General features: G+C 60.2%; 10 protein-coding genes. 3 read left to right on the top strand and 7 right to left on the bottom strand.

What is annotated here, in order from left to right; translation table 11 throughout:
* Positions 1-84: 84 nt before the first annotated feature.
* Positions 85-1,062 (bottom strand): GMP reductase, encoded by a 978-nt coding sequence (locus HZ993_RS07870; RefSeq protein WP_209396764.1) that lies wholly within the window; start codon positions 1,060-1,062, stop codon positions 85-87.
* 131 nt (positions 1,063-1,193) lie between these two features.
* A complete protein-coding gene (locus tag HZ993_RS07865; protein WP_209396762.1) occupies positions 1,194-1,790 on the bottom strand; it encodes a chalcone isomerase family protein in 597 nt (198 codons plus the stop codon).
* 127 nt (positions 1,791-1,917) lie between these two features.
* Between HZ993_RS07865 and HZ993_RS07860 the strand changes: the two genes are divergently transcribed.
* Positions 1,918-4,302, top strand: coding sequence for a UvrD-helicase domain-containing protein (locus tag HZ993_RS07860; RefSeq protein WP_209396760.1), 2,385 nt, complete (start codon positions 1,918-1,920; stop codon positions 4,300-4,302).
* A 59-nt stretch (positions 4,303-4,361) separates the two neighbouring features.
* Here HZ993_RS07860 and HZ993_RS07855 read toward each other — a convergent pair whose 3' ends face one another.
* From HZ993_RS07855 to HZ993_RS07835, 5 genes are all read right to left on the bottom strand, one after another.
* On the bottom strand, positions 4,362-4,919 hold the full coding sequence (locus tag HZ993_RS07855; RefSeq protein ID WP_209396758.1) for a FlgO family outer membrane protein: 558 nt from the start codon (positions 4,917-4,919) through the stop codon (positions 4,362-4,364).
* A complete protein-coding gene (locus tag HZ993_RS07850; RefSeq protein WP_209396756.1) occupies positions 4,916-5,569 on the bottom strand; it encodes a hypothetical protein in 654 nt (217 codons plus the stop codon). The genes HZ993_RS07855 and HZ993_RS07850 overlap by 4 nt, the downstream gene beginning before the upstream one ends.
* A 188-nt stretch (positions 5,570-5,757) precedes the next feature.
* Positions 5,758-6,477 (bottom strand): iron dicitrate transport regulator FecR, encoded by a 720-nt coding sequence (locus HZ993_RS07845; RefSeq protein WP_209396754.1) that lies wholly within the window; start codon positions 6,475-6,477, stop codon positions 5,758-5,760.
* Positions 6,474-7,253 carry a BPSS1780 family membrane protein gene (locus HZ993_RS07840; protein ID WP_209396752.1) on the bottom strand — a complete coding sequence of 260 codons (780 nt, stop codon included), beginning with the start codon at positions 7,251-7,253 and terminating at the stop codon, positions 6,474-6,476. Before HZ993_RS07840 ends, HZ993_RS07845 begins: the two co-directional genes overlap by 4 nt.
* Entirely contained in the window at positions 7,250-8,239 is a 990-nt protein-coding gene (locus tag HZ993_RS07835; protein WP_209396750.1) for a homoserine kinase, read from the bottom strand. Before HZ993_RS07835 ends, HZ993_RS07840 begins: the two co-directional genes overlap by 4 nt.
* 120 nt (positions 8,240-8,359) lie before the next feature.
* Between HZ993_RS07835 and polA the strand changes: the two genes are divergently transcribed.
* Together polA and HZ993_RS07825 are read left to right on the top strand one after the other, a co-directional pair.
* Positions 8,360-11,215, top strand: a complete 2,856-nt coding sequence (gene polA / locus HZ993_RS07830; protein WP_209396748.1) for a DNA polymerase I — start codon at positions 8,360-8,362, stop codon at positions 11,213-11,215.
* 63 nt (positions 11,216-11,278) lie between these two features.
* Positions 11,279-13,294 (top strand): methyl-accepting chemotaxis protein, encoded by a 2,016-nt coding sequence (locus HZ993_RS07825; protein WP_245213873.1) that lies wholly within the window; start codon positions 11,279-11,281, stop codon positions 13,292-13,294.
* Positions 13,295-13,374 lie beyond the last annotated feature (80 nt).

Below are 13,374 nucleotides of genomic sequence, written 5' to 3'. Positions count from 1 at the left end.
CGCCATCGCTGCTAGGGGGTGGCAGTTGGGCGGGGATTGCTGTCAGGCAACTGACGGGCTCGGTGACGCTTTGGTTGCGCGGGCCTACATCAGCAGGTGTTCACCCGCGTTGTCACCGCCCAGCGTGACATAGTTCACCTTGCGGATGTCCATCAGCTTTTTGCCACCCGAGTAGCTGATCGAGCTTTGGATATCCTGCTCCATCTCGACCATGGTCTCCGCCAACTTGCCCTTGATGGGCTCCAGGATGCGCTTGCCTTCCACGTGTTTGTACTCGCCCTTGTTGAAGTCGCTGGCCGAGCCGTAGTATTCCTTGTACAGCTTGCCATCCACTTCCACGGTTTGGCCGGGGCTTTCTTCGTGGCCAGCCAGCATGGAGCCGATCATGACCAAGGTGGCGCCGAAGCGTATGCTCTTGGCGATGTCACCGTGTTCGCGGATGCCGCCATCGGCAATGATGGGCTTGGTCGCCACACGTGCACACCACTTCAAGGCACTCAATTGCCAACCGCCGGTGCCAAAACCGGTCTTGAGTTTGGTGATGCAGACTTTGCCGGGGCCGATACCCACCTTGGTGGCGTCCGCACCCCAGTTTTCCAGGTCGATGACTGCTTCTGGTGTTGCCACATTTCCAGCGATGATGAAGCTGGTCGGCAGCTTGTCCTTGATGTAGGCAATCATGTTCTTCACACTGTCAGCATGGCCGTGGGCAATGTCGATGGTGATGTATTCGGGTGCCAGGCCTTGCGCCAACAAGGCGTCTACCGTCGCGTAATCGGGAGGTTTGACACCCAGCGAGATCGAGGCAAACAGGCCCTTGGCCTTCATGTCTTTGACAAATTGCAGGTTGTCAAAGTCAAACCGGTGCATCACGTAGAAATACCCGTTTTGGGCCAGCCAGACGCAGATGTCCTCGTTGACCACGGTTTTCATATTGGCCGGTACTACGGGGATACGGAACTTGCGTCCCCCCAGCTCTACACCGGCATCACATTCCGAGCGGCTCTCCACCCGGCACTTGCGGGGTAACAGCAGAATGTTGTCGTAGTCAAAAATTTCCATGGCCCAAGCTCCTTAGTTTGTGATGTCAACAATAGGCGCTTGGACGGGACCCGGCATAAAAAAACCGGGTCCCAATTGCTTGGGCCCGGTGACCGATTGTATACAACCGTAATGTTTCGTGTGGAAATTCCCTACATACGGCCCAGCAGCGCGTCCTTTACCTTGGCGTCCACCGGAAAATCGCCCATCCAAACCCACATGGCGGCTCGGAACAGTTCCGCATCGCGGTAGGGCTGGCCCTGCAGCTTGCCGCCCAGGTAGATGACCAGGCCTGAGATCGGCACCCAGTCCAGGGTCATTACTTCACCGGGCTTGAGCACCCGGTTGGCCTTGAAGATTTCACCAATACTCATCAGGCCGGGAATCAGTTTGGCCCGGTCACTTTTGCCAGCCGTTTCGTCCACACTGCGGTTGAACATCTTGACGATGGGGCCGGTGTCCACTTCCTTGACCGCGGTCAGCACCAGCCTTTTGGGGCCGGGCACGGCAAACAGTTCGTCCAGCGTTTTGAACTTTTGTTTGGCGTAAATTTGCGCGACATAACTGGGCGCCTTTCCATTCGACACCAGACCCGCACCGTTGAGCAGCAGCGTATTGTTGTAGATGGTGAGCGACTCTTCGACCTTCACACCACCCACATCCAGCGTGGCCGACAGCACCGGTGAGCCCCATAGCAGTGCCGTGGTTGCAAGCAGAAGTAATTTGAGAAGCTTGTTTGTAAAGATCATGCAGCGTAGCGCCTTAACGTGGTATAGCCCGGGCCATGATACTGGTTGGCAGTGCCTTTTGGCGTGCATTCGGGAAGACACCTAGAGAGCAAGCAGACCAGTTACCGCGGGCTTTCTACAATCAGTCATGTTTTCGATCCCCCCTACCGCTGCCGACCACATTTCCCCCTTGCTGGCCACCCTCAATCCCGAGCAATGTGCTGCCGTCACATTGCCCGCAGAACACGCGCTGATATTGGCCGGCGCAGGCTCGGGCAAGACCCGTGTGTTGACAACCCGCATCGCCTGGTTGTTACAAGGTGGTTACGTGGCGCCGGGCGGAATTTTGGCTGTCACCTTTACCAACAAGGCGGCCAAGGAAATGATGACGCGCCTCTCTGCCATGCTGCCCGTGAACGTGCGCGGTATGTGGATAGGCACCTTCCACGGCCTGTGCAACCGTTTCCTGCGTGCACACTACAAGATGGCCAACCTGCCCCAGGCCTTCCAGATCCTGGACACCCAAGACCAGCTGAGCGCCATCAAGCGCCTGTGCAAGCAGAACAATGTGGACGACGAGCGTTTTCCGGCCAAACAACTGCAGTGGTTTATCAGTGGCTGCAAGGAAGACGGCCTGCGCCCCAATATGGTGGAAGTGCGCGACGACGAGACCCGGCGCAAGGTCGATATCTACCAGTTGTACGAAGAACAGTGCCAGCGCGAAGGCGTGGTGGACTTTGGCGAACTGATGCTGCGCTCCTACGAGTTACTGCGCGATAACGATCCCATTCGTGAGCACTACCAGCGGCGCTTTCGCCACATCCTGATCGACGAGTTCCAGGACACCAACAAGCTGCAGTACGCCTGGATCAAGATGTTGGCTGGTCAGGGTGCCAACGCCAGCCCGGACACGCCGGGCGGTGCGGTGATTGCGGTGGGTGACGACGACCAGAGCATTTACGCCTTCCGCGGTGCACGGGTGGGCAATATGGCCGACTTTGTGACCGAGTTCAACGTGCAGCACCAGATCAAGCTGGAGCAGAACTACCGCAGCTACAGCAACATCCTGGACTCGGCCAATGCGCTGATCAGCCACAACAGCAAACGCCTGGGCAAGAACCTGCGCACCGACCAGGGCGCGGGCGAACCGGTGCGGGTCTATGAGGCCCCCACCGACTTTGCCGAAGCGCAGTGGATGGTCGAGGAGATGAAACAACTGGTGCGCGACAACGGCACCGAGGCGGGTTTTGCGCGCAAAGAGATCGCCGTGCTCTACCGCAGCAATGCACAAAGCCGGGTGATAGAAACCGCGCTGTTTAATGCCGCCATGCCCTACCGCGTCTATGGCGGTCTGCGCTTTTTTGAGCGGGCCGAGATCAAACATGCGCTGGCCTACTTGCGCCTGCTGGAGAACCCGAACGACGACACCAGCTTCATGCGGGTCGTCAACTTTCCGGCGCGCGGCATTGGTGCGCGCAGCCTGGAGCAATTGCAGGACCTGGCGCGTGTACAGGGCTGCTCGTTGCACGACGCCGTAAGCGTACTGCCTGGTCGCGCGGGCGCGGTGATTGCAGGCTTTGTTGCCAAGATCGATGTGCTGCGCGAGCAGACGGCGGGCATGAACCTGCGCGACATCATTGCGCACATGCTGGACCACAGCGGCCTGGTCGAGCACTACAAGGCCGACCGCGAAGGTGCCGACCGCCTGGAGAATCTGGACGAACTCGTCAACGCCGCCGAGAGTTTTGTGATGCAGGAAGGTTTTGGCCGCGATGCCGCCGCCATGATCGTGTCCGCTGCGGGCCAAAGCCCGGCCAGCCAGGGGCTGGACCCCAACGCTCCCGATTTGCCACCGGATGTGCTGGGCGACACGGGTGAGACCCTGTCGCCGCTGGTGGCCTTTTTGACCCACGCCGCCCTGGAGGCGGGTGACAACATGGCCGAGGCTGGGCAGGACGCCATCCAGCTGATGACCGTGCACTCCAGCAAGGGTCTGGAGTTTGACGCGGTCTTCATCACCGGCATGGAGGAAGGTCTGTTCCCGCATGAGAATTCCATGAACGACCGTGACGGCCTGGAGGAAGAGCGGCGCCTGATGTATGTGGCGATCACCCGCGCGCGCAAGCGGTTGTACCTGAGCCATTCGCAGTCGCGCATGCTGCATGGCCAGACCCGTTTCAACATGAAAAGTCGCTTCTTTGAGGAGTTGCCCGAGGCCGCGCTGAAATGGCTGACCCCCAAGAACCAGAATTTTGGCCGTAGCTGGAATGCAGATTTTGCTATGCAATCAGGAGCATCCTATTCAGGTTCCACTGGGGCTGGAGGTATTTTTAACCAAACCGTTGTGCGTAAGGAAGATCCCAGCAAACATGGCCTGCGTTTGGGTATGCTGGTGTTCCACGCCAAGTTTGGCGAGGGCACGGTCTTGACGCTGGAAGGTGCTGGCGATGATGCGCGGGCCCAGATCAACTTCCCCCGCCACGGCACCAAATGGCTGGCGCTCAGCGTGGCCAAGCTGACGCCAGTGCCCTGAGCAGAGCAGAATAAAAAAAGCCCGGCGAGCCGGGCTTTTTTTGGGGTCTAAAGTGCTTATTAACGCGCGTTGGCGTTAGCAACCTGCAGCAGTTTGGTGACGTCCTTGTCGTTGGGCAGGGCGTAGTCATAGGCGCGCACAATGCGGCTGTCTTCGGTGCGTACAAACTTCAGGCTGACATAGGTGAAGTTGGCAGCGGCCGAATACGTACCGACCAGCACCATGCTGGCGTTGTGGCTGCGCGCAATGTCCTTGATTTCACGGGACAACAGCAGTTCACCGGTTTCTTCACGGATGAACACGTCGCCACGCAGCTTCATTTCCTTGACATTAAAGCCAGAAGTCGCCAATTGCGAAGCGTATTGCTCAGACAGCGTGCGGCCCAAAGGAGCCGTGCGGCGCATGTCGTTGACATTCACAACGGTGGCTACCAAAACGGGTGAATCGCCACCGGGAAAGTCTGCAACCAGCTTGCTGACGGCTTCTTTGTTCAGCGACACGAATTTGCTGGCAGCCGCTTCGTCGTACGTGGGATCCGTGCGGACATTGCTTGGCGTGCCGCAGGCACCCAACAAAGCCACGGCGGTGGCGGCGGTGAGTATCAATTTGAAGTTCATGGGCCTACTACCTTCATGACGGGAGCGGGAGCTCTGTATTGCAGCAAGGTGGTGTCAGCTTCTTCTACATAGTAGATGTCGGTCTTGCGCACCAGGTAGCGACCGCCTTGGGCGATGGTGGTGGTCAAAATCAATTCGGTGTGGGTTGGGCCACCCGAGTATTCGCTGGCGATGTAGTCCGCACCCGCGGCATACGCCAGGCCACCGGCCATCTTGTCACCAACCGGTGCCAGGCCCAGGCCGTAGGCTGCATACAGGCCCGCGGTGATCATGGTGAAACGTCCGGGAACAAAATGGGGACGTGGGCTGTTGTGGCGCACCACCTGGGTCTGGTAGCTCACTTCCAGCGCTTTGTCGGGGTACTGCTGTACCACGCGGCCACTCTTGACTAGATCGGTGATCAGGAAGTTTTGAAACGCCCGGTCAAACGACGTCGCGTTGGCGGGGAGGGCGACATACAAATTGCCGCTAACGCCCAGCTTGCCCAACGACTCCAGCGTTTGTTTCACCACATCGTTGGACAACAGGGCCCAGTGGCCAGCGGAACGAACTTTGGGCTCAACCGTAATAGGAAAATTTGCAGAAACCGGAATCGGCGATGAAGCACAGCCGACCAGCAACGCCGCGCCGGCACCGATTGCCATCTGCATCAGAGTTTTGGGAATCAAGGTAGCCCCCTTTATCCAAGGTTATTAAAACAAAGACGCCATTGCCGCGCCATCAACGTGTTTCATTATCAGGCGATCAGAACCATAAAAACAAGACAAATCAACACCTTCTACCGCTTTTTTCATGTTGTTTAGGGGATTTGTTGTGGCTTTGGCAACACCTGGGTATTTCAACCCCCGTATTCACGCTCCGTCTCTTTGCTGCCTTTTTTGCCACTGATTTGCCAAGCCGTGCGTTCACCGATCAGGCGTGCCAGATATTCCAGTTCTTCATCCGTGTGGTTGATGGCCCGGGCGGGGGTCAGGGCGGCACGGCCGTCCAACATGGGTTCGCCCCACACGGCTTGGTGGTAGTTGGATTCCGAGACTTCGCGGTCGTTGCCCGAGGCCAGGTCCACCACGCCATAGCAGTTGCAGAAGTACGTACGGCCGCCTTGCTGGGAGAATATTTCGGTGTAGACCCCGGTTCCCCGAATGCCGGCTGTGAGCGTAGGTGTCACGATCTGGCGGCTGCTGCCCTTGCCCCACACGCTGACCACGGCGCCTGTTAGCAGGCGTAACAGGCTGACGGCGTTGATGGTAGGTCCGCGCTCCACCACCATATTGGAGTTTTGGCGCACATGGAAAGCGGAGTTGCCGACAACAAAGATCAGTGTGGAGCGTGGGCCGGTGGCGATTTCGTCGCCGGTTTGCACCGACTGGTTGGGCTCCAGGGCCTTGCCGTTCACCGTTGCATCACCCCGCAACTCCACCACGTTGCCCCGGGCCTGTGCATGGGCTGCGCTCAGACCCCCGACGGCCGACCAGGCCGCTGCGGCCTGCAAAAAACTACGCCGCTGGAACCACAGGAGCTCGCTTTCGCTTCTTCCCTCAAGATAGTGCTGGGTCATGTGTCATCTCCTGGAGTGAACTCAAAGCTGTCGTGGAACGTGAAGTAAATGGACGTAAAAACCATGGTCGCGACCAGCATGGCAGCGGGGTAGGCAATGGCGGCAACGGTTTCTACGGTGCCCACTGCGGCAACCAATATGGCCATGATGATGCCGAATCCGAAGAAAACGCCCATCCAGACCAACCCGTATACGACAAACGCCCTGAAATTTCCTGCAATGGCCGCCAGGCTGAAGAAGAGGCTCTTCACCGGGCTTGTGCCATGCCAATGAATCAATGCCGAGGCGTGGCAAAACAGCAGGGTCAGCGGCATGTTGAGCCCCGACGCGAACAACATCGCCAGTTGAAAGTCCATGTCCTGCCGGGCATCGGCGGCTGGCGCTTCGCCCAACAGCATGAGTTTGGCGAAGCCTCCACCGTCGATCAGTGGTGTTGCACACAGGATGAGAACAATGCCCAGGGTGTACAACGCGCCCAACACCAACATGTGACGCCTTTGCAGCGACCCGGCCCTGAAGGCCGCTACCAGAATGGTGGGCATGGGGAATTTGCCATTGCTGGACTCCAGTGTGGCGGCCATCAACCCCAGTGTGACCCCCGGCATCAGCACAAAGGCAATCGCGTTGCCGACCACGGGCAACACGCTGAGCACCGACATCACCGCCAGGAAAATGAAGAACAGCCCGGACATCGCCAAAGGTTGTTTGAAGAACGTTCGCATGCCCAACTTGACCCATTGGGCGCCCCTGCTGGCCGGGACGATGTGGAGTTTCATGCGGCGCCGATGTGTGAAGAGGTCATGGGGTAGAGGATACGCTGGCGCAGTACACGGTGGAAGTGGTCGGGGTCATGGGCCTGCAAAACCGCGGCCTCACGCGGCAGGTGCAGGTCCCACAACCTGGAAATCCAGAAGCGCAGCGCAGCGGCGCGCACCATCGCCGGTAACAACTGGCGCTCCTGCGCGGTCAGTGGCCGCACGGAAACATATGCATCCATAAAAGCGTGTGTGCGGGCATCGTCACGGGCACCGGTGGCCAGGTCTATGCACCAGTCGTTCAGGCACACGGCAATGTCAAACAGCCAGGTGTCGATGCCGGCGAAGTAAAAGTCGAAGAATCCACTCAGAACCGGCTGGCCTGTGCCGCCTTCCGGGGTCTCGAACATCACGTTGTCACGGAACAGGTCGGCGTGGATGGGGCCTTGGGGCAGGGCGCCATAGGCCGAAAACGTGGCCACGTGGTTCTGGTAGGCCAGTTCACGTTGCAACAGGGCGGCCTGGTCGGCGGGAACAAAGGGCAGGATGACCGGCACGGTTTCGTTCCACCAGTCCAGCGCACGCAAATGGGGCTGCTGCATGCTGAAGTCGCGCCCAGCCAAATGCATACGGGCCAGCATGGCGCCGACTTCTGCACAATGCGCCGCGGTGGGGGCCAGTTCACTCTTGCCCCGCAGGCGGTTGACCACGGCGGCCGGTTTGCCCTTCAAGGCATGCACCACGTCGCCATCGCGGTTGGTGGCCGGGTCCGGCACGGGGATGCCATGGTGGGCCAGGTGTTTCATCAACCGCAGGTAGAAGGGCAACTGCTCCATGCTCAGCCGCTCGAACAGCGTCAGCACATAGGGCGCTTCGTCGGTGGTGGCGAAATAGTTGGTGTTTTCAATACCGCCCGAGCACCCCGCCAGCGTCTGGAGGGTTCCCAATTGCAGGCTTTGCAAGAATTCCGCGGCCTCGTCGAATGAGACCTCTGTGTAAACCGCCATGTGTCAGTGAGCCCGAAAGTCAGAAGCCGGCCCTGATTCAGGAGGAGGGGGCCGGGTGATGGTAGTAAGAGAGAAGTGCGTGTCCGGATTGTAGAGCTGCCCTCAGGGCAAAATGCACGCATGACTGATAAGAAAACCCTGCTGCTGGTTGATGGCTCCAGCTACCTGTACCGTGCCTTTTTTGCAGGCGGCGGCGATATGAGCATCACGCTGCCCGACGGCACGGTGCAAAAGACCGGTGCGATACGCATCATGGTCAATATGATGCAGTCCCTGCGCAAGGAGTACCCGGCCCAGTATGTGGCCTGTGTGTTCGACGCCAAGGGCCCGACCTTCCGCGACACCATCTACCCCCAGTACAAGGCCAACCGCGACCCCATGCCGGATGATTTGCGCAGCCAGATTGCGCCCATCCACGAGGTGGTGCGCCTGCTGGGCTGGCCGGTGCTGGATGTGCCGGGCGTGGAAGCCGACGACGTCATCGGCACGCTGGCCGCCGCGGCCGCCAGCCAGGGCATCGAAGTCATCATCAGCAGCGGCGACAAGGACTTGGCCCAACTGGTCAACGAACACATCACCATCATTGACACCATGAATGGCAAGCGCCGCGACATGGCGGGGGTGGAGGCCGAGTTTGGTGTGCCGGCCAGTCTGATGCTGGACTACCAGACCCTGGTGGGTGACACCGTGGACAACGTGCCGGGTGTCTCCAAGGTCGGCCCCAAGACGGCTGTGAAGTGGTTGCAGGAATACGGCTCGCTGCAGGGCGTAGTGGACAACGCCGCCAACATCAAAGGTGTGGTGGGTGAGAACCTGCGCCAGGCGCTGGACTGGCTGCCCACGGGGCGTTCGCTGCTGACCATCAAGACGGATTGTGATCTGACGGGTTGGGTATCTGGCTTGCCTGCTATGGATTCGATAGCTGTAGGAGTACAAGATACGGGGGCTCTGCGCATATTTTGCGAGAAGTATGGGTTCAAGGGACTGGCCAAGTCGCTGGAGGCTCAGCTGGCCGCAGGAAATGGGGTCGGATCCAAGCCGCAAAGCGGCGCCGGCTCTGACCCCGTTTCCGGGCGAGCGAAGACGTCGTCGCCCGGTCTGTTCGATGACGACACTTCCTCCGACACCGGAATGGGGGTCAGAGCCAGCTCCGCTGCGCTGCGTGGATCCGACCCCCATTCCTACGACACCATCCTGACCTGGGAGCAGTTTGACACCTGGCTCGTCAAGCTGCAGGCTGCAGAGCTGACCGCGCTGGACACCGAAACCACCTCGCTGGACGAGATGCGCGCTGAAATCGTCGGCATCTCCTTCAGCGTCCAGCCTGGGGAGGCCGCCTACATCCCGCTGACCCACCGCTACCCCGACGCGCCAGAACAACTGGACCGTGACGCAGTACTGGCCAAACTCAGGCCTTGGCTGGAAGACGCCGCGAAAAAGAAGCTGGGCCAACACATCAAATACGACCGCCATGTCTTTGCCAACCACGGCATCGAGGTGCAGGGCTACGCGCACGACACCATGCTGCAAAGTTATGTGCTGGAAGTGCACCTGCCCCACGGCCTCAGTAGCCTGGCCGAACGCCATGTGGGGCGCAGCGGCATCAGTTTTGAAGACCTGTGTGGCAAGGGTGCCAACCAGATCTCGTTCGACCAGGTCGATATTGCCAAGGCCGCGGAATACTCCTGTGAAGACTCGGACCAGACGCTGGATGTGCACCGCGTGTTGTGGCCGCAGCTGGAGGCGAATGACAAACTCAAGTTCATCTACGAACTCGAAATCGCCAGCAGCGAGACGCTGTACCGCATCGAGCGCAATGGTGTGCTGATCGACGCGCCCACACTGGCCAAACAAAGCCATGAACTGGGCCAGCGCATTCTGCAGCTGGAGTCCGAGGCCTATGAAATCGCGGGCCAGCCGTTCAACCTCAGCAGCCCCAAACAACTGGGCGAAATCTTCTTCGACAAGCTGGGCATGCCGGTGGTCAAGAAAACCGCCACCGGCGCGCGCAGCACGGACGAAGAAGTGCTGGAGAAACTGGCAGAAGACTACCCGCTGCCGGCCAAGCTGCTGGAGCACCGCGGCCTGGCCAAGCTCAAGGGTACTTACACCGACAAGTTGGCCCAACTGGCCCTGCCACGTACCGGCCGTGTGCATACCCACTATGCGCAGGCGGTGGCGGTGACCGGGCGCTTGAGCAGCAACGACCCCAACCTGCAAAACATCCCCATCCGCACACCCGAGGGCCGGCGTGTGCGTGAGGCCTTTGTGGCACCGGCTGGCAGTGTGATTGCCAGCGCCGACTACTCGCAGATCGAGCTGCGCATCATGGCCCACATCAGCGACGACGCAGCGTTACTCAAGGCCTTCCACGACGGCCTGGACGTGCACCGCGCCACCGCAGCCGAGGTGTTCAGTGTGCCCGTGGACCAAGTGTCAAGCGAACAGCGCCGCTACGCCAAGGTCATCAATTTCGGTCTGATCTACGGCATGAGTGCCTTTGGTCTGGCGCGCAACCTGGGCATAGACAACACGGCCGCAAAGAACTACATCGCCCGTTATTTTGAGCGTTACCCGGGAGTCAAGAACTACATGGAGTCCACCCGTGCGCTGGCCCGCCAGCAGGGTTATGTGGAAACCGTGTTTGGCCGGCGCCTGCAACTGGGCGGCATCCAAAGTGCCAAGGGCGCGCAGCTGGCGGGCCTGGAGCGCGCCGCCATCAACGCGCCCATGCAGGGCACGGCGGCCGACCTCATCAAGCTCAGCATGAATGCCGTGCAGCAGGTACTGGACCGTGAGCAACGCGGCACGAAGATGATCATGCAGGTGCACGACGAACTGGTGTTCGAAGTGCCTGAGGCTGAGGTGGACTGGCTCAGGACCGAAATCCCGCGCCTGATGGCCGGTGTGGCGGAGTTGAAAGTACCGCTGCTGGCCGAGGTCGGCGTGGGCCCCAACTGGGACAAGGCGCACTGAAGTTTTTTTGTTACAGATTGTGTGACCATGGGGTAAGCTGTGGGTGCGAATAAGGAGCACACCATGCCTCAGTTTTCCAGTCTGCGCAGCCGCATCATCTTTGTGGTGGGTTTGCTGACCTTCGTCGGCTTGATCATCCTGACCGTGACCAACATGGTGATTGCCAAACACCATGCCCTGCAGTCCCTCAACGCCCAAACCACCGCGCTGGCCCGCTCCCATGCCGAGAGTATTGGCCTGTGGGTTGCCGCCCGTCAGCAGGTGGTGCGCAGCATGGCCCCCACGGCCGACATGCCGGACCCGGTGGAGGCTTTGAAACAGGCCAAGATTGCCGGCGGTGTGGACACCGCCTACGTGGGTTACCCCGACAAACGCATGATCTTCTCCGAGAAGCAGGATCTGCCACCCGGTTACGACCCCACCGGCCGCCCCTGGTACCAGCAGGCCTCGGCGTCCAGCGGCATTGCGCTGACAGAGCCCTATGTGGATGCCGCCACCAAGAAACTGGTGATTACCTTTGCGGGTGCAGTCAAGGACGGCGGTACGGTCAAAGCCGTGACGGCGCTCGATGTGTTCATGGACGGCGTGGCCTCCAACGTGGCCTCCATCCGCCCAACACCCAACACCTTTGGTTTCATTGTCAGCAAGGCTGGCAAGGTCATGGTGCATGAAAACGTGGGCATGGTGCTCAAACCCGTGACCGACATTGCCCCCAGCCTGGGCGGCGCGGGCCTGACCAGCCAGTCCAAGGACAGCCTGACCGACATCATGGTAGACGGCGTGGACCGCCTGGTACATATGGAGCCTATCCCCGGCACCGAATGGCTGCTGGTGGTGGCCCTGCACAAGGACGAGGCCTTGGCCGGCATCACCGCCATGTCGCGTGCATCCTTCATCAGCAGCTTTGTGATTTCATTGGTGGCGGTCGCCCTGATGGGCATGTTGCTGACCCGTCTGCTGGGTCGCATGCTGGTGCTGCGCGACACCATGCACGAGATCGGCGCAGGCAGTGGTGATCTGACGCTGCGACTGTCGGCCGATGGCAATGACGAACTGGCCGCCATTGGGCAAAGCTACAACCAGTTTGTCAGCAAGATGCAGGGTGTGCTGGCCCAGGTGCGGCAAAGCGCAGAGGGCGTAGCCACGGCCAGTGCAGAAATCGCCCAGGGCAACAACGACCTCTCTGCCCGCACCGAACAACAGGCCAGCGCGCTGGAAGAAACCGCGGCCAGCATGGAGGAGCTGGGCTCCACCGTCAAACAAAATGCCGACAGCGCCCGCCAGGCCAACCAGTTGGCCCAGAGTGCGTCCACCGTGGCGGTCAAAGGGGGTGAGGTCGTGGGCCAGGTGGTGGAAACCATGAAGGGCATCAACGACAGCTCGAAGAAGATCAGCGACATCATCAGCGTCATCGACGGCATCGCCTTCCAGACCAATATCCTGGCGCTGAATGCCGCGGTGGAAGCTGCCAGGGCCGGTGAACAGGGCCGCGGGTTTGCTGTAGTGGCCAGCGAGGTGCGCAGCCTGGCCGGCCGCTCGGCAGAGGCCGCCAAAGAGATCAAACAACTGATCAACGCCAGTGTCGAGCGTGTGGAGCACGGCACCACCCTGGTCGACCAGGCCGGTGTGACCATGGCCGAGGTGGTGGGCTCTATCCAGCGTGTGACCTCCATCATGGGTGAGATCAGTGTGGCCAGCAGCGAGCAGGCGTCGGGTGTGGCCCAGGTGGGTGAAGCAGTGACCCAGATGGACCAGACCACCCAGCAGAATGCGGCCCTGGTGGAAGAAATGGCTGCCGCAGCCACGGGACTCAAGGGTCAGGCGCAAGACCTGGTGCAGGTGGTGGCCGTATTCAAACTCGGTGACTCCGAGCACAGTGTGGTGCAGCCCAGGGCCCGCGCCGCCACGCCTGCCAAGGCAGCACCGGTGCCGCCATCCGCTGCAAAGTCCGCACCCGTACGCGCGGTGGCGCGTCCCGCTGCCGCCAAGATTGCCCTTTCATCCGCTACGCCAGCGCCCCCCAAAACCAGCACCAAGGTTACTCCCGCCGGAGGGGACGACGATTGGGAGACCTTTTAACGGAGATCAAGAGTCCCCTGGGTCACACAGGGCAGACCTTACTGCCTACACTGGAACGCTTTTAACCCCACCACGGAGAT

Origin of the sequence: Rhodoferax sp. AJA081-3 (genome assembly GCF_017798165.1) — a bacterium.
GTDB lineage: Bacteria > Pseudomonadota > Gammaproteobacteria > Burkholderiales > Burkholderiaceae_C > Allorhodoferax.
This window is presented reverse-complemented; position numbering and strand designations above follow the sequence as displayed.

Coding starts and splice junctions, on each gene's coding strand:
- HZ993_RS07870 (WP_209396764.1), bottom strand. CDS start 1,062: ATGGAAATTTTTGACTACGACAACATTCTGCTGTTACCCCGCAAGTGC.
- HZ993_RS07865 (WP_209396762.1), bottom strand. CDS start 1,790: ATGATCTTTACAAACAAGCTTCTCAAATTACTTCTGCTTGCAACCACG.
- HZ993_RS07860 (WP_209396760.1), top strand. CDS start 1,918: ATGTTTTCGATCCCCCCTACCGCTGCCGACCACATTTCCCCCTTGCTG.
- HZ993_RS07855 (WP_209396758.1), bottom strand. CDS start 4,919: ATGAACTTCAAATTGATACTCACCGCCGCCACCGCCGTGGCTTTGTTG.
- HZ993_RS07850 (WP_209396756.1), bottom strand. CDS start 5,569: ATGCAGATGGCAATCGGTGCCGGCGCGGCGTTGCTGGTCGGCTGTGCT.
- HZ993_RS07845 (WP_209396754.1), bottom strand. CDS start 6,477: ATGACCCAGCACTATCTTGAGGGAAGAAGCGAAAGCGAGCTCCTGTGG.
- HZ993_RS07840 (WP_209396752.1), bottom strand. CDS start 7,253: ATGAAACTCCACATCGTCCCGGCCAGCAGGGGCGCCCAATGGGTCAAG.
- HZ993_RS07835 (WP_209396750.1), bottom strand. CDS start 8,239: ATGGCGGTTTACACAGAGGTCTCATTCGACGAGGCCGCGGAATTCTTG.
- polA (WP_209396748.1), top strand. CDS start 8,360: ATGACTGATAAGAAAACCCTGCTGCTGGTTGATGGCTCCAGCTACCTG.
- HZ993_RS07825 (WP_245213873.1), top strand. CDS start 11,279: ATGCCTCAGTTTTCCAGTCTGCGCAGCCGCATCATCTTTGTGGTGGGT.